Consider the following 15,658-nt stretch of genomic DNA (forward strand, 5'->3'; position numbering starts at 1 on the left):
GCGGCGCGACAACTCTCCGGAAGGAATCCCATGGCTGACAAGAGCAAGGGCATCATCGACCCGCCCATCGACGAGCTGCTGTCGCGCGTCGACTCGAAGTACCAGCTGGTGATCTTCGCGTCCAAGCGCGCCCGCCAGATCAACGACTATTACGCCGACCTCCACGAGGGTTCGCTGTTCGACAATGTCGGCCCGCTCGTCGACTCGACGATCGAGGACAAGCCGCTCTCGGTCGCGATGCACGAAATCAACGAGGACAAGCTGGTCCTCACGCGCACCGCGGAGTAGTCCGGTCCCGCAATGAGGATCGTCGTCGGGATCACCGGCGGCATCGCCGCGTACAAGGCGGTGAATGTCGTGCGCGCCTTCGTGCTCGCCGGTCACGACGTCCAGGTCATTGCAACGGAGGCGGCGCTGCGCTTCGTGGGTCGCCCGACCCTCGAAGCGATCAGTCGCAACCCCGTGCACAGCGAGCTCTACGAGGGCGTCGCGGAGGTGCGCCACGTGGCCCTCGGCCAGCGCGCCGAGCTCATCGTGATCGCCCCGGCGACCGCCAACACGCTCGCGAAACTCGCGCACGGACTCGCCGACGATCTGCTCGGCAACACCGTGCTCGCCAGTACCGCCCCGCTCGTACTGGCCCCGGCGATGCACACCGAGATGTGGCAGCACCCCGCCACGGTCGCGAACATCGCGATACTGCGTGAGCGAGGGGCCACGATCGTCGGACCGGCGTCCGGGCAGCTGACGGGGGCCGATTCCGGTCCCGGGCGGATGTCGGAGCCCGAGGACATCGTCGCCGCGGCGCTGGCGGTTGCCAGCCCGCGAGACCTGGTCGGTCAGCGCATCGTGGTGACCGCCGGCGGGACGCGCGAGCCGCTGGATCCGGTGCGCTTCCTCGGCAATCGTTCCAGCGGCAAGCAGGGAGCGGCGATCGCACGTGCCGCCGCGGCTCGCGGGGCCGAGGTCACACTGATCGCCGCACACGTCGATCCGGGCGTTCTCGAAGGGCGGCTCGCGGGGATCGAGCTGGTGACCGTCGAGACGGCGCGGGAGCTCCGCGACGCGACCCACCGGGCCGCGAAGCAGGCGACGGTCGTCGTGATGGCCGCTGCGGTGGCCGACTACCGCCCGGAGGCAGTTTCGGACCGCAAGATCAAGAAGGAGACGCAGGGCGACGTGCTCGAACTGCGGCTCGTGAAGAACCCCGACATCCTGCGCGAGGTGGTCGAGGCGCGCCGCCCGGGTCAGACGATCATCGGTTTCGCGGCCGAGACCGAGCCCGACCGTGAGGCGCTGCTCGAGTTGGGGCGTCGGAAGGTGCAGCGCAAGGGCGCTGACTTCCTCGTCGTCAACGCCGTCGGCTGGTCGGAGGGTTTCTCGCGCGATGACAACCGGATCATCGTCCTCGATTCGGCGGGGTCTATAGTGGCGGAGGCCTCCGGCAGCAAGGCGTCGGTGGCCGACCGTATTCTGGATCTCACGCGGTGACCTCCGGATCACCGCCGATCCCCGCCCCTCGACCGACAGGCCGACCGTGACTTCTGCTTCCTCCTCTTCGCTCCGACTCTTCACCTCTGAATCGGTGACCGAGGGCCACCCCGACAAGATGTGCGACCAGATCAGTGACGCGATCCTCGATGCGCTGCTCGCCCTGGATTCCGGCGCGCGCGTTGCCGTCGAGACGCTCGTCACCACCGGTCTCGTCCACGTCGCCGGCGAGGTGTCGACGCACGGCTACGTCGACATCCCGGGAATCGTGCGCAAGACGATCACCGACATCGGCTACGACTCCTCCGATGTCTGGTTCGACGGCCGCTCCTGCGGTGTGTCGATCTCGATCGGCGAGCAGTCACCTGACATCGCGGGTGGCGTCAACACGGCCCTCGAGGTCCGGGAGCACGCGAGCGTCGACGACCTCGACAAGCAGGGTGCGGGCGATCAGGGGATCATGTTCGGCTACGCCGTGCGCGAGACCCCGAGCCTGATGCCGCTCCCGATCTGGCTGGCCCACCGGATGTCGGAGCGGCTCGCCCAGGTGCGTCACGAGGGGATCGTCGACTACTTGCGCCCCGACGGCAAGACCCAGGTCACGGTCGGCTACGACAACGGCGTTCCGGCGTCGATCCACACGGTCGTTCTGTCCACGCAGCACGCCCCCGAGGTGACGCTCGCCACACTGCGCGCCGAGATCGAAGAACTCGTGATCCGCCCGGTGCTGGATGCGGTCGATCTGCCGTCCACGACGCCGCGACTATTGATCAACCCGAGCGGCAAGTTCGAGATCGGCGGCCCGCACGGCGATGCCGGGCTCACCGGTCGCAAGATCATCGTTGACACCTACGGCGGGGCTGCCCGTCACGGTGGCGGTGCCTTCAGCGGCAAAGACCCGTCGAAGGTCGACCGCTCCGCCGCCTACGCGATGCGCTGGGTCGCCAAGAATGCCGTCGCCGCCGGCCTCGCCGACAAACTCGAGATCCAGGTTGCCTACGCCATCGGCGCCGCCTCGCCCGTCGGCCTGTATGTCGAATCCTTCGGGACGGCCCACGTGCCGGAGGAGCGCATCATCGAGGCGATCCGTGAGGTGTTCGACCTGCGCCCCGCCGCGATCGTGCGCGACCTCCAACTGATGCGCCCGATCTATTCGAAGACGGCGTCCTACGGCCACTTCGGGCGCGAACTGCCCGACTTCACGTGGGAGCGCACCGACCGCGTCGACGACCTTCGCGCCGCAGCAGGTCTCTGAGGAAGCGAGCAGTGTGAGAATCGCCCGGGTTCTCGTCGATTCGCCGCTGCCGCAACTCGATCGACTCCTCGACTATCGGATTCCCGAGCAGCTGGAGGGCGTCGAGCGCGGGCAACGCGTGTCGGTTCCCCTGCGCAGCGCGGGTCGGCTCGCGACCGGGTTCGTGGTCGAGATCACTCAGCAGCGCGAATACCCGGGCCCGCTGAGCGACGTGTCCGCGCTGGTCTCCCCGGTGCCCGTGCTGGCGCCCGAGGTGTGGCGTCTCGCGCGCGCGGTCGCCGATCGTGCCGCCGGCTCGGCCAACGATGTGCTTCGCCTGGCGATCCCGAAGCGCCAGGCGCGGGTCGAGAAGACCTGGCTGGCTCGCGACTCCGACGTGCTGCTGGAGGCCTTCGAAGCCCCCGTGGTCACCGACTTCGCCCCCGGCGAGCTCGAGACCGCGCTCGCGGAGCGACGGCGCATGGCGCTTGCCGTGCGGCCGGGGGTGACCCGCACGGCCGACGGAGCGTGGGTCGGTCGCTGGGCGCGCACGCTCGCCCAGTTGGCGGCACGCACGCTGGCCTCGGGGGAGTCGGCGATCCTGGTCGCGCCCGATCACCGCGACCAGGAACAGCTTGTGGCCGCCCTCTCGGAGCTGGTTCCCGCCGAGGCGCTCGTCCGTGCGGATGCCCGGCAGAGCGATCCGGAACGGTATCGCGGGCTGCTGCGCGCCCTCGAAACGGCCCCGACGATCATCGTCGGCAGCCGCTCGGCGATCTACGCTCCCGCGACGAAGCTGGGGCTGATCGCCCTCTGGAACGACGGCGATCCGCTGCTCGGCGAGCCGCTCGCGCCCTACGTGCACGCGCGAGATGCCGCCCTCGTGCGACAGGAACAGCAGGGCGCCGCGCTCGTCTTCGCCGGGCACACCCGCACCACCGAGGTGCAGCGCCTCGTCGAGGTCGGCTGGCTGGGGGAGGCGGCTCCGGAGCGGCCACGGCACCCGCGCGTCGTGCCCACGGCCAATATGGCGGCCAACGACGGGCTCGCCGCTCAGGCGCGGATTCCGTCGTTCGCCTGGAACCAGGCGCGTGCCGCGCTCGAACACGGTCCCGTGCTCGTCCAGGTGGCGCGGCCCGGCTATGCGCCGGGGCTCCGTTGTCAGGACTGCGGCACGGCGGCGCGATGCCGCACCTGTGCCGGTCCGCTGCGCGAACGCGCGCAGGGCGCGGTGCCCTCCTGCACCTGGTGCGGCGCGCTCGAGACGTCGTGGAGGTGTCCGTCCTGCGAGTCGACGAGACTTCGCCGCAGCGGGGTCGGCGCGGGGCGCACCGCGGAGGAGCTCGGACGAGCCTTCCCCGGCGTGCGCATCATGATCGCCGACGGGGACCGCACCGTTCTCGAGGTCGATCACCGGCCCGCCCTGGTGATCGCGACCCGCGGTGCGGAACCGATCGCAGCCGAGGGCTACCGCGCGGTGCTGCTGCTCGACGGCGACCGGATGATCGCGCGCGAGAGCCTACGCGTCGCCGAGGATTGCGCGAGGTGGTGGGCCGATGCCGCGTCGTTGGCGGCGGACGACGCCGTCGTGGTGCTCGTCGGCGTGGGCGGCGCTCTGGCCTCGGCGCTCGTCACCTGGCGCTTCGACTCCCTCGCGGCATCGGAGCTCGCCGATCGTCGCACCTTGCGTTTCCCGCCCGCGGTGCGGATGGCGACCCTCGACGGGTTCCCCGACGTCGTGTCGGCCGCCGTGGCGGAGCTCCCGCCGAGCGTCGACGTGCTCGGGGTGACCGAACACGACGGCCGCAGTCGTGCGCTGCTGCGCTTTGACTACAGCGCGGGGGCCGCGGCCGCTCAGGCCGTGCGCGGCGAGATCGTGCGGCACGCGACACGCCGACGCAAGCCCGTCCCGGGAAGTCCGCGACGAGGTCGTCAGCCCTTGCCACTGCGGGCCCGGTTCGATGATCCGGAGCCCTTCGAGGAATAGCCCACCCGGTTGCTGAGAGAATGGTCCAATGCCCGACCCGCTCCGCCTCATCTTCGCCGGCAGCCCGGCGGCTGCCGTTCCCAGCCTGGAGGCGCTCATCGCGGGCCCGCACGAGGTCGTTGCCGTCGTCACTCGAGAAGACTCCCCACAGGGGCGGAAGCGCCAGCTGACGCCCACTCCCGTCGCCGAGCGCGCCGAGCGCGCGGGAATCCGGGTGATCCGGGCGAATCGACTGGCCCCGGTCAGTGACGAGTTGCGCGCCCTCGGCGCCGACCTCGGTGTGATCGTCGCCTACGGCGGCCTGATCCGGGAGCCATTGCTCTCGGCGCCTCGGAACGGCTGGATCAATCTGCACTTCTCGCTGCTTCCGAAGTGGCGTGGCGCCGCGCCGGTGCAGCGCGCGATCATGGCGGGCGACACCGAGACGGGCACCGCGGTGTTCCAACTCGTCGAGGAACTCGACGCGGGCCCGGTGTTCGCCCAGGAGTCGGTGCCGATCACCCCGCTGCAGTCCGCGGGACACCTGCTCGATGCCCTCGCGGTGTCCGGCGCTCGCCAGCTGGCGCGGGTCGTCGACGACATCGCCGCCGGTCGCGCGCACGCGGTGGCACAATCCGGTGAGCCGAGCGCCGCGCCCAAGCTCGGGCTCGAGGACGGACGCATCGACTGGAATCAGCCCGCCGACCGCGTGAGCGCGCGGATTCGCGGGGTCACGCCGGAGCCGGGCGCCTTCACCACGCTCGGCTCGGATCGCCTCAAGATTCTTGAGATCGCCCCGGCGCGCGATGCGGCACGAATCGCTCCGGGGGAGCTGGTGGGCGCGAACGCCGCCGTGCTCGCCGGGACGGCGACCGACCCGATCGAGCTGGTGCTCGTGCAGCCGGCCGGGAAGAAGCCTATGCGCGCCGCCGACTGGTGGCGAGGGCGCCCCGTCGACGCCGAGGCGGTGGCCTCGTGACCGAGACGCGGACCGACGCGAAGCGCCCCCGGCCCACCCGCGCCTCGAGCTCCCGTCGCGTCGCCTACGACATCATCGCCGCGGTGCGCGAAAGCGACGCCTACGCCAACCTGCTTCTTCCCGCCCGCTTGGCCGAGGCCGGCCTCGATGCCGCCGACTCCGCCCTGGCCACCGAGCTCACCTACGGCACGCTGCGCGGCCTGGGGCGCTACGACCGCGTGATCGAACTCGCAGCCGGGCGCCCCACCCACAAGATCGATGTCGAGGTGCTCGACGTCTTGCGGCTCGGCGTCCACCAGCTGCTCTCGACCCGCATCCCGCCGCATGCCGCGGTGGATGAGTCGGTGCAGTTGGTGGTCGCCCTCGGTCGTCGTTCGGCGAGCGGATTCGTCAACGGGGTCTTACGCTCGATCGCGCGCAAGCCCCCCGAGACGTGGCTCGCGGAGTCCGTCGAGGGGCTGACGGGCGAGGCGCGACTCGCCATGGAGCATTCGCATCCGCGGTGGATCGTGGAGGCCTTCCGTGCGGCGCTCAGTGCCGAGGGGCGTGCCGACGAACTCGATGAGCTCCTGCACGCCGACAACGTGCCGCCCGCGGTCAGTCTCGTGGCGCTACCGGGCCTTGCCGAGCCGGCCGATGTCGGTCGAGCGGGGACCGTCTCTCCGGTCGCGGTGCGTTCGCCCGGCGGCGACCCGCGTGCGCTGCCGCTCGTGGCAAGCGGGCGCGTTCGGGTGCAGGATGAGGGATCCCAGCTGGCCGCGCTCGCGCTCAGTCGGGCACGTCCGATCCGCGCGGGGGAGCGCTGGCTCGATCTGTGCGCCGGACCCGGTGGCAAGGCCGCGCTGCTCGCGGCGGAGGCGCTGCGAGGTGGCGCGAAGCTCACCGCGAACGAGCTGATTCCGGCACGTGCGGGGCTCGTCCGGAACGCGCTCGCAGTGTTCGAGGCGCCGCCCGTCGTGCTCGAAGGCGACGGCGCGCGCTTCGGCACGGGCGACGGGGCGCAAGCGCCTGGCCGCTACGACCGCATCCTGCTCGACGCTCCGTGCACGGGCTTGGGAGCTCTGCGACGCCGTCCGGAGGCGCGCTGGCGCAAACAGCCCGGCGACCTCGCTGAGTTGACCCCTCTGCAGGGCCGGCTGCTGGACGCCGCCATCGACGCCCTCGCGCCGGGCGGGATCCTGGCGTATGTGACGTGCTCGCCGCACCTCGCCGAGACCCGCGAGGCGGTCGAGGCTGCGCTGACGCGGCACCCGGCGCTGCGCACCGTCGATACCGGAGAGGTCGTCTCCCGCATCGCCACGAGCGACCTGGAGTTGCCGGACGGAACCGCGGTCCAGCTCTGGCCGCACCGGCACGGGACCGACGCCATGTTCATCCAGCTTCTGACTACGCTCGACTCGTGACCGCGCGCATCCAGCCGAGCATTCTCTCGGCCGACTTCGTCAACCTCCAGGCCGAGATCGAGCGGATCGGCCGCGCCGATGGCGTCCACGTCGACGTGATGGACAACCACTTCGTGCCGAACCTCACGTTCGGGCCGCAGATGGTGGGGCGCATCCAGGAGGTGTCCGCCCTTCCGCTCGACGTGCACCTGATGATCACCGACGCGGACCGCTGGGCCCCGGGCTACGCCGAACTGGGGTGCTTCTCGGTCACCTTCCACGCCGAAGCGACCCAGGATCCGGTCGCCCTCGCGCGGCGGATGCGTGACATCGGCTCGCGCGTCGGTCTCGCAGTCAAGCCCGGCACGGCCATCGAGCCCTACCTGGAGCTGCTGCCCGAGTTCGATCAGATCCTGGTGATGACGGTCGAGCCGGGCTTCGGCGGGCAGAGCTTCATGCGCGACATGATGCCCAAGCTGCGGTTGCTGCGCGCCGAAGCGGACCGCACGGGGTCGGCGGTGTGGCTGCAGGTCGACGGCGGGATCAGCGCCGACACGATCGGGGTCGCGGCGGAGGCGGGAGCCGACACCTTCGTCGCCGGATCGAGCGTCTACGGCGCCGGCGACATCGACGGCGCGATCGCGGAGTTGCGCGCCGCGGCGGCAGGACATTCGCACGTCTGATTGACTTGAGCCATGAGCAACAAGACGAAGCCCGAGATCGAACCGACCCTCGGCGATGCGCCCACCGACCTCGTCATCACCGACCTCGAGGTGGGTGACGGCGCCGAGGCGACGCCCGGCGCGAACGTCGACGTCCACTACGTCGGAGTCGACTTCGAGACCGGCGAGCAGTTCGACGCCAGCTGGGACCGCGGCGCCTCGATCCAGTTCCCGCTCAACGGCCTCATTAAGGGCTGGCAGGACGGCATCCCCGGCATGAAGGTCGGCGGTCGCCGTCAGCTGATCTGCCCGCCGCAGTACGCCTACGGTCCCGCGGGCGGAGGCCACCGCCTCTCGGGCCGCACGCTCGTCTTCGTGATCGACCTTCTCGCCGTCGGATAAGGCTCCGCGCGCCGGTACCCTGGAGTCGTGAAGACTTTCGACTCGCTCTACTCGGAACTCGCCGAGAAGGCCGCGACCCGTCCCGCTGGCTCGGGGACGGTCGCGGAACTCGACGCGGGCGTCCACGCGATCGGCAAGAAGATCGTCGAGGAGGCCGCCGAAGTGTGGATGGCCGCCGAGTACCAGAGCGACGCCGAGACGGCGGAAGAGATTTCGCAGCTCCTGTACCACCTCCAGGTGCTCATGCTCGCGAAGGGCTTGAGCCTCGAGGACGTCTACCGACATCTGTGAACGTCGCCCTGACCGTCACGTTCACCACCAGAAAGCAGAATCATGCTGAGAATCGCGGTGCCCAATAAGGGCTCGCTCTCGGAGACCGCCGTCGAAATGCTGCGCGAGGCGGGCTACGCCACCCGTCGCGACCCCAAAGAGCTCATCGTCGCTGATCCGCGCAACAACGTGGAGTTCTTCTACCTGCGCCCGCGCGACATCGCGACCTACGTCGGCTCCGGAGCCCTGGATGTCGGGGTCACCGGCCGCGACCTGCTGCTCGACTCGCAGTCGCCGGCCGTCGAGATCGATGAACTCGACTTCGGCGCCTCCACATTCCGGTTCGCCGGGCCGACGGGTCGCTTCACCGAGCTGAGCGATCTCGCCGGGTTGCGCGTGGCCACGAGCTACGACGCGCTGGTCCGGGACTTCCTCGCCTCGCACAATGTCGAGGTGGAGGTCGTCCGGTTGGATGGCGCCGTGGAGTCCGCGGTGCGTCTCGGCGTCGCCGATGCGGTCGCCGACGTGGTCGAGACCGGTTCGACGCTGAAGAAGCAGGGCCTGGAGATTTTCGGCCCAGTGATCCTCAAGTCGCAAGCCGTCTTGATCGCTGCGCAGCCCGACGTCGCGGGGCTGCAGACGCTCCGGCGTCGGATCCAGGGCGTCATGGTCGCCCACCAGTACGTGCTCATGGACTACGACCTCCCGGCCGAGCTCGTCGAGCAGGCATCCGCGATCACCCCCGGATTCGAGTCCCCGACGGTCTCGCCGCTGCGCGACAGCGGCTGGGTCGCGGTGCGCGTCATGGTGCCGCGCGCGGAGACCAACCAGGTGATGGACGAGCTCTACGGCCTGGGCGCGCGTGCCATCCTGGTCAGTTCCATTCACGCCGCACGGATCTGATCATGACCGTGGCTGTGACTGTTCCCGCGGTGACCCGGTGAGCGTCGCCACGCGGGTGATCCCGTGCCTGGATGTGGCGGCCGGCCGCGTCGTAAAGGGCGTGAACTTCCTCAACCTCCGCGACGCCGGTGATCCCGTCGAGCTGGCGAAGCGCTACTACGAGCAGGGCGCCGACGAGGTGACCTTCCTCGACGTCACGGCGACGGTGGAGGACCGCGCCACGATGTACGAGACAGTGACCGCGACGGCCGAACAGGTGTTCATTCCGCTCACCGTCGGTGGCGGCGTGCGCTCGACCGACGACGTCGGTCGCCTGCTCGGCTTCGGCGCCGACAAGGTGGGGGTCAACAGTGCCGCGATCGCGCGTCCCGACCTGCTCGGCGAGATCGCCGACCGCTTCGGCGCGCAGGTGCTGGTGCTCTCGCTCGACGTGAAGCGGTCGACGCGCACCCCGAGTGGTTTCGTGGTGACGACGCACGGCGGTCGGAGCGAGACCGATCTCGACGCGCTCGCCTGGGCGCGGGAGGCGATCGAGCGGGGCGCGGGCGAACTGCTCGTCAACTCCATCGACGCTGACGGAACCAAGCAGGGCTTCGATCTGGAGATGGTCGCGGCCATGCGCGAGTTAAGCACCGTCCCGGTGATCGCGAGCGGCGGAGCCGGCGCGCTCGAGCACTTCGCCCCGGCGGTGGCGGCGGGCGCCGATGCGGTTCTCGCCGCCTCGGTGTTCCACAACGCGGAGCTCACGGTGGGCCAGGTCAAGGATGCGCTGCGGGCAGAAGGAGTGGTGGTTCGATGAGCACGCTCGACGCGACGACGGTCGGCGAGGTGGTGGCGCGAGCTCGCTTCGACGCCCAGGGTCTGCTTCCCGCGGTCGTGCAGCAGCACGACACGCGCGAGGTTCTCATGCTCGGCTACATGAACGCCGAGGCGCTGCGCCGCACGCTCACGGAGGGCCGCGTGACCTACTGGTCTCGCAGCCGTCAGGAGTATTGGCGCAAGGGTGACACGAGTGGCCACATCCAGCTGGTGCGCGGCGCGGCGCTCGATTGCGACGGCGATACGCTGTTGCTCCAGGTCGAGCAGGTCGGGCCCGCGTGTCACACCGGCGCCCACGCCTGCTTCGACGTCGACCCGCTCGAGCCTGTTCTCGGAGAGACCGAATGACGACCACCACGCGCGACGACTTCGCCGGATCCATCGCGGCCGGACACCGCGTCGTTCCCGTGCTGCGGAGCCTGTTCGCCGATGGGGAGACGCCGGTCGGCGTCTACCGGAAGCTCGCCGAGGGGCGGCCCGGGACCTTCCTCCTCGAATCGGCGGAGCAGGGCGGCATCTGGTCGCGTTATTCCTTCGTCGGCGTCGGCTCTCTCGGCGTGCTCACGCAAGAAGATGACCGCGCCGTCTGGCTCGACTACGGGCTCTCGGCCGAGCGCGCGCTCGGCGACGACGCCCCCACCGCCCCCCTCGACGCCTTGGCGCACCTCTACGCGCGCTGGTCGACACCGCATGTCGTCGACCAACCGCCGCTCACGGGTGGTCTCGTCGGATTCGTGGGCTGGGAGGCGATCCGCCAGCTCGAGCGCCTCCCGAATCAGCCTCCCGCGGATTACGTTGTTCCCGGTCAGGCACTGAGTTTCGTCTCCGAACTGATCGTGCTCGACCACCGCACCGGCACCGCGACGCTCATCGTCACGGCGCTGAACGATGGGGTGGAGTCGGCCGATGAGTTGTGGGAGACGGCACAGCAGCGCCTCGATGCCCTCCAGCTCGGACTCGCCGCGCCGACGGAGGCGTGGATCGGCGAAGTCGATCTGAGCGTCGAGCCCTCGCCGATCGCGCGGGTTCCCGCGCAGGCTTTCCTCGACGCGGTCGAGACCTCGAAGCAGTACATCCGCGACGGTGACGTGTTCCAGGTCGTGATCTCGCAGCGGTTCGACCATGAGATCACCGCCACCCCGCTCGAGGTCTATCGCGTGCTGCGGATACTGAATCCGAGTCCTTACATGTACCTGTTGGCGCTCGAGTCGCCCGCGGGGGAGGCGTATTCGGTCGTGGGAAGCTCGCCGGAGGCGCTCGTGAAGGTCAAGGACGGCCGCGCCTTCACGCATCCGATCGCCGGATCCCGCCCGCGCGGCGAGACGCCCGAGCACGACGGCGAACTCGCCGACGAACTGCTCGCGGACCCGAAGGAGCAGGCGGAGCACCTCATGCTCGTCGACCTGGCGCGCAACGATCTCTCGAAGGTGTGCGTGCCCGGCTCGGTCGATGTCACCGAGTTCATGCAGGTGGAGCGATTCAGCCACATCATGCACCTGGTCTCGAGCGTCGAGGGCGACCTGCGACCGGACGCCACCGCGATCGATGCCTTCCGCGCGACCTTCCCCGCCGGAACGCTCTCGGGCGCCCCCAAGCCGCGGGCTCTCGAAATCATCGACGAGCTCGAGGTCGCGCAGCGCGGCGTCTACGGCGGAGTGGTCGGGTACTTCGGTCTCGCGGGCGACGCGGACCTGGCGATCGCGATTCGCACCGCCACGATCGTCGGCGGTCTGGCACGCGTTCAGGCGGGCGCCGGCCTTGTCGCCGACTCCGACCCCGCGAGCGAGCACCTCGAAGCCCAGAACAAGGCCGCGGCCCCGCTGCGTGCCGTCGCCATCGCCAACGCCCTCCGCCGCGTCGCGTCGTGATGCGGCGACCCAAGTCCCTCCTGCTGTCGCTCGTCGCGCTGGCGGGGCTGGCGTTGCTGCTCGCCTGGTCGCAGGACTGGTTCGTCGTCGAGATGGCCGGCACCGCGCATCCCGTCGGGGGCGACGTCGCCGCCGGAGCGATCGCCGCGCTCGCCCTGACGGCCCTTGCGGTTGTGGCCGCGCTCGCGCTCTCGGGCCCCGTCTTCCGGGTGATTCTCGGGGCCTTGACCGTCCTCGTCGGCGGCAGCGTCGTGCTCGTCACCGTGTTCGTGCTCGCCGAGCCGATCCTGGCGGTCGCGCCCGCCCTGAGTGAGCAGTCGGGAATTTCGGGTCTGGCCTCGCTGACCGAACTCGTGGACGCCATCGAGCCGACCGCGTGGCCGTCGGTCGCCGCCGCCGTCGGCGTCGTGCTCGCTCTGGCCGGCGTCGCCGTCATCGCGACCTCGGCGCGCTGGCCGCGCTCGGGTCGCCGTTTCGCGCGCGAACCGGTGCAGTCCGTCGACGGCGGGAGCGCCATCGACGAGTGGGATGCTCTGAGTCACGGCGACGATCCCACCGAAGAGCACGGCCCCACGCGCGACGACCGCTAGACTCGTCACGCCGACACACCTTGAAGGAGCATCGCTGTGAGCAACGAAAACGAGCCGGGACACGGACACTCGGTCGCCGCCTGGACCTCGGTTGTGGTGATGCTCATCGCAGTGACCGGCGGCACCATCGCGTACTGGTTCGCGGTGGAGTGGCTCGTCTGGGCCTTCGCCGGCCTGCTGCTGGTCGGCGCGGTCCTCTGGGGTCTCCTGAACAAGCTCGGCTTCGGCGAGAAGGTTCACGAGTCCATCGAGAAGGTGCACTCCTAGAGTGCTCTCCGATCTCGTTGCCGGGGCCGTCGCAGACGCCTCGGAGCGGCGCGCTACGCGCAGTCTGTCCGAGGTCGAGGCTGCGGCGCTCGAGCGCTCGCCCGCCCTCGACGCCATGACGGTGCTCGCTCCCGCCGATCGCGTCAAGATCATCGCCGAGGTCAAGCGTGCGAGTCCCTCGCGCGGTGCGCTGGCCGAAATCGCCGATCCTGCGTCCCTTGCCGTCTCGTACCAGACGGGCGGCGCCAGCGCGATCAGCGTGCTGACCGAGGGGCGGCGTTTCCAGGGATCGCTCGCCGATCTCGAGAACGTGCGCGCCGCGGTCGATGTGCCGGTCCTCCGCAAGGACTTCATCGCCGAGCCCTACCAGGTGTTCGAGGCACGTGCGGCGGGCGCCGATCTCGTGCTGCTCATCGTCGCCGCGCTCGAGCAGCCCGTGCTGCGCGAACTCCACGACCTCATCCTCCAGCTGGGCATGACCCCTCTCGTCGAGACGCATTCGGCGGATGAGGTGGAACGAGCGCTCGACGTCGGAGCCTCGATCATCGGGGTTAACGCGCGCGATCTGAGTACCTTCGAACTCGATCGCGACCTGTTCGGCCGTCTTGCCGATCGCATCCCGTCGGGCGTGATTCGCATCGCGGAGTCGGCCGTGCTCACCCCAGAGGACGTCACCCATTACCGCTCGGCGGGTGCCGATGTCGTGCTCATCGGCGAGGCGCTCGTCCGCGGGGCCGACCCGGTTTCCACTCTCGAGTCGTTCCTGGCGGCCGGATCACACGGAGCAGAATCATGAGCCTGCGGGATCAGCCCGGCCCCTTCTTCGGAGACTTCGGCGGGCGCTTCATGCCCGAGTCGCTCATCGCGGCGATCGACGAGCTCGCCGCCGCCTACGAGTCGGCGAAGGCAGATCCGGGCTTCCAGGCGGAGCTCGCCGAACTGCACCGCACCTACACGGGGCGCCCCTCACTTATCACCGAGGTGCCGCGCTTCGCCGAGCACGCCGGCGGCGCGCGCATCATCCTGAAGCGCGAGGATTTGAACCACACCGGCTCGCACAAGATCAACAACGTGCTGGGCCAGGCACTGCTGACGCGGCGCATCGGCAAGAAGCGCGTGATCGCCGAGACCGGAGCGGGCCAGCACGGCGTCGCCACCGCCACGGCCGCCGCGCTCTTCGGGCTCGAGTGCACGATCTTCATGGGCGAGGTCGACACGCAGCGTCAGGCGCTCAACGTGGCACGCATGCGGCTGCTCGGCGCCGAGGTGGTTTCGGTCACGACGGGGTCGCGCACGCTCAAGGACGCGATCAACGAGGCCTACCGCGAGTGGGTGACGAGCGTCGAGACGACCAACTACGTGTTCGGCACCGCGGCGGGCCCGCACCCGTTCCCGGCGATGGTGCGCGACTTCCAGAAGATCATCGGCGAAGAAGCCCGAGAGCAAGTGCTCGCGCTCACCGGCCGCCTGCCCGATGCGGTTGCCGCGTGCGTCGGCGGCGGGTCGAATGCGATCGGCATCTTCCACGCCTTCCTCGACGACGCCGACGTGAAGCTCTACGGTTTCGAGGCAGCCGGCGATGGCGTCGACACCGAACGCCACGCGGCGTCGATCGAGCGGGGACGCCCCGGCATCCTGCACGGAGCCCGCAGCTATCTGCTGCAGGACGAGGACGGCCAGACCATCGAGTCGCACTCGATCTCGGCCGGACTCGACTACCCCGGGGTCGGCCCGGAGCACGCCTTCCTGGCGGATGCGGGCCGCGCCGAGTATCTGCCGGCGACCGACACCGAAGCCATGGAGGCGCTGCGCCTGCTGAGCCGCACCGAGGGCATCATCCCGGCGATCGAGTCCGCGCACGCGCTCGCGGGCGCGTTGCGGCTCGGGCGCGAACTCGGCCCCGACGCGATCATCCTGGTAAACCTCTCCGGCCGCGGCGATAAGGATGTCGCGACCGCGGGGGAGTGGTTCGATCTGTTCGACGAGGGAGCGGTGCAATCGTGAGTGCGACCCCGTTGTCGGTGGGAACCCGCATCGCCGAGCGTCGCATCGACGGTCGCGGCGTGCTCGTCGGTTACCTTCCGGTCGGCTTCCCCGACCTGGCCACGAGCATCGATGCGGCGGTGGCGCTCGTCGAGAACGGCGTCGACGCGATCGAGTTGGGGTTGCCGTACTCCGACCCCGTCATGGATGGGATCGCGATCCAACAGGCGACGCAGGTCGCGCTGTCGGCCGGTTTCCGCATCCGCGATGTTTTCACCGCGGTCGAGGCCGTTCGGTCGCGGGTGGATGCCCCCGTGCTGGTGATGACCTACTGGAACCCGGTCGTGCAGTACGGCGCCGACCGTTTCGCCGATCAGCTTCGGGACGCCGGCGGCGCCGGTCTCATCACTCCCGATATCACTCCCGATTCCGCCGCGGACTGGATCGCCACAAGCGTTCGCACCGGGTTGGATCGGGTCTTTCTTGCCGCACCGTCCTCGACCGACGAGCGTCTCAAGCTCACCGTCGAGAACTCGCGCGGCTTCGTCTACGCCGTGTCGACGATGGGCATCACCGGTGCCCGCGCCGACGTCGCCGCCTCGGCCCGAACCCTCGTCGAGCGACTGCGCGCCGCCGGTGCCGAGAACACCTGCGTCGGCATCGGCATCTCACGCGGTGATCAGGTCGCCGAGGTGCTCGAGTACGCCGACGGCGCAATCGTCGGCTCGGCCCTCGTGACGGCTCTCGCCGAACGAGGCGTTGCGGGGGTCGCGGCGACCGCCGCCGAATTGGCGACCGGCCTCCGCTCCGGCACCGCCCGCCCGCAAGCTCACTAGACTCGT

Annotated in this window: 18 protein-coding genes; all 18 read left to right on the forward strand. The window is 70.0% G+C overall.

Annotation, left to right across the window (positions count from 1 at the left end; all coding sequences use genetic code 11):
* Positions 1-30 precede the first annotated feature (30 nt).
* The 18 genes from rpoZ to trpA are packed head-to-tail and all read left to right on the forward strand — an operon-like array spanning position 31 to position 15,652.
* Positions 31-288 (forward strand): DNA-directed RNA polymerase subunit omega, encoded by a 258-nt coding sequence (gene rpoZ / locus QZ258_RS03155; protein ID WP_294178928.1) that lies wholly within the window; start codon positions 31-33, stop codon positions 286-288.
* A 12-nt stretch (positions 289-300) separates the two neighbouring features.
* Positions 301-1,491, forward strand: a complete 1,191-nt coding sequence (gene coaBC / locus QZ258_RS03160) for a bifunctional phosphopantothenoylcysteine decarboxylase/phosphopantothenate--cysteine ligase CoaBC (RefSeq protein ID WP_294178930.1) — start codon at positions 301-303, stop codon at positions 1,489-1,491.
* A 46-nt stretch (positions 1,492-1,537) separates the two neighbouring features.
* Positions 1,538-2,746: a methionine adenosyltransferase gene (metK, locus tag QZ258_RS03165; RefSeq protein WP_294178931.1), complete on the forward strand. Its 1,209-nt coding sequence runs from the start codon at positions 1,538-1,540 to the stop codon at positions 2,744-2,746.
* A gap of 13 nt (positions 2,747-2,759) precedes the next feature.
* Positions 2,760-4,712 (forward strand): primosomal protein N', encoded by a 1,953-nt coding sequence (locus QZ258_RS03170; protein ID WP_294178933.1) that lies wholly within the window; start codon positions 2,760-2,762, stop codon positions 4,710-4,712.
* Positions 4,713-4,740: 28 nt separating this feature from the next.
* Complete coding sequence (gene fmt, locus QZ258_RS03175; protein ID WP_294178935.1) at positions 4,741-5,670, forward strand: methionyl-tRNA formyltransferase; 930 nt, start codon at positions 4,741-4,743, stop codon at positions 5,668-5,670.
* Entirely contained in the window at positions 5,667-7,073 is a 1,407-nt protein-coding gene (locus QZ258_RS03180) for an RsmB/NOP family class I SAM-dependent RNA methyltransferase (RefSeq protein ID WP_294178938.1), read from the forward strand. The genes fmt and QZ258_RS03180 overlap by 4 nt, the downstream gene beginning before the upstream one ends.
* A complete protein-coding gene (gene rpe, locus QZ258_RS03185; RefSeq protein WP_294178940.1) occupies positions 7,070-7,735 on the forward strand; it encodes a ribulose-phosphate 3-epimerase in 666 nt (221 codons plus the stop codon). The genes QZ258_RS03180 and rpe overlap by 4 nt, the downstream gene beginning before the upstream one ends.
* A 12-nt stretch (positions 7,736-7,747) precedes the next feature.
* On the forward strand, positions 7,748-8,116 hold the full coding sequence (locus QZ258_RS03190; protein WP_294178941.1) for an FKBP-type peptidyl-prolyl cis-trans isomerase: 369 nt from the start codon (positions 7,748-7,750) through the stop codon (positions 8,114-8,116).
* Between the two features lie 27 nt (positions 8,117-8,143).
* Positions 8,144-8,407, forward strand: a complete 264-nt coding sequence (locus QZ258_RS03195; RefSeq protein ID WP_294178943.1) for a phosphoribosyl-ATP diphosphatase — start codon at positions 8,144-8,146, stop codon at positions 8,405-8,407.
* A 42-nt stretch (positions 8,408-8,449) separates the two neighbouring features.
* On the forward strand, positions 8,450-9,289 hold the full coding sequence (gene hisG / locus QZ258_RS03200; protein ID WP_294178945.1) for an ATP phosphoribosyltransferase: 840 nt from the start codon (positions 8,450-8,452) through the stop codon (positions 9,287-9,289).
* 37 nt (positions 9,290-9,326) lie between these two features.
* Positions 9,327-10,088, forward strand: a complete 762-nt coding sequence (gene hisF, locus QZ258_RS03205; RefSeq protein ID WP_294178946.1) for an imidazole glycerol phosphate synthase subunit HisF — start codon at positions 9,327-9,329, stop codon at positions 10,086-10,088.
* Positions 10,085-10,456, forward strand: a complete 372-nt coding sequence (gene hisI, locus QZ258_RS03210; protein WP_294178947.1) for a phosphoribosyl-AMP cyclohydrolase — start codon at positions 10,085-10,087, stop codon at positions 10,454-10,456. The genes hisF and hisI overlap by 4 nt, the downstream gene beginning before the upstream one ends.
* Positions 10,453-11,976 carry an anthranilate synthase component I gene (locus QZ258_RS03215; RefSeq protein WP_294178950.1) on the forward strand — a complete coding sequence of 508 codons (1,524 nt, stop codon included), beginning with the start codon at positions 10,453-10,455 and terminating at the stop codon, positions 11,974-11,976. Before hisI ends, QZ258_RS03215 begins: the two co-directional genes overlap by 4 nt.
* On the forward strand, positions 11,976-12,566 hold the full coding sequence (locus QZ258_RS03220) for a Trp biosynthesis-associated membrane protein (RefSeq protein ID WP_294179148.1): 591 nt from the start codon (positions 11,976-11,978) through the stop codon (positions 12,564-12,566). Before QZ258_RS03215 ends, QZ258_RS03220 begins: the two co-directional genes overlap by 1 nt.
* 36 nt (positions 12,567-12,602) lie before the next feature.
* On the forward strand, positions 12,603-12,833 hold the full coding sequence (locus QZ258_RS03225; RefSeq protein ID WP_294178952.1) for a DUF6704 family protein: 231 nt from the start codon (positions 12,603-12,605) through the stop codon (positions 12,831-12,833).
* A gap of 1 nt (position 12,834) precedes the next feature.
* Positions 12,835-13,629, forward strand: coding sequence for an indole-3-glycerol phosphate synthase TrpC (gene trpC, locus QZ258_RS03230; protein ID WP_294178954.1), 795 nt, complete (start codon positions 12,835-12,837; stop codon positions 13,627-13,629).
* Positions 13,626-14,837 (forward strand): tryptophan synthase subunit beta, encoded by a 1,212-nt coding sequence (trpB, locus tag QZ258_RS03235; RefSeq protein ID WP_294178955.1) that lies wholly within the window; start codon positions 13,626-13,628, stop codon positions 14,835-14,837. Before trpC ends, trpB begins: the two co-directional genes overlap by 4 nt.
* Complete coding sequence (gene trpA / locus QZ258_RS03240; RefSeq protein ID WP_294178957.1) at positions 14,834-15,652, forward strand: tryptophan synthase subunit alpha; 819 nt, start codon at positions 14,834-14,836, stop codon at positions 15,650-15,652. The genes trpB and trpA overlap by 4 nt, the downstream gene beginning before the upstream one ends.
* Positions 15,653-15,658 lie beyond the last annotated feature (6 nt).

It is taken from the genome of uncultured Schumannella sp., assembly GCF_905479755.1.
Taxonomy (GTDB): Bacteria; Actinomycetota; Actinomycetes; order Actinomycetales; family Microbacteriaceae; genus DCRR01.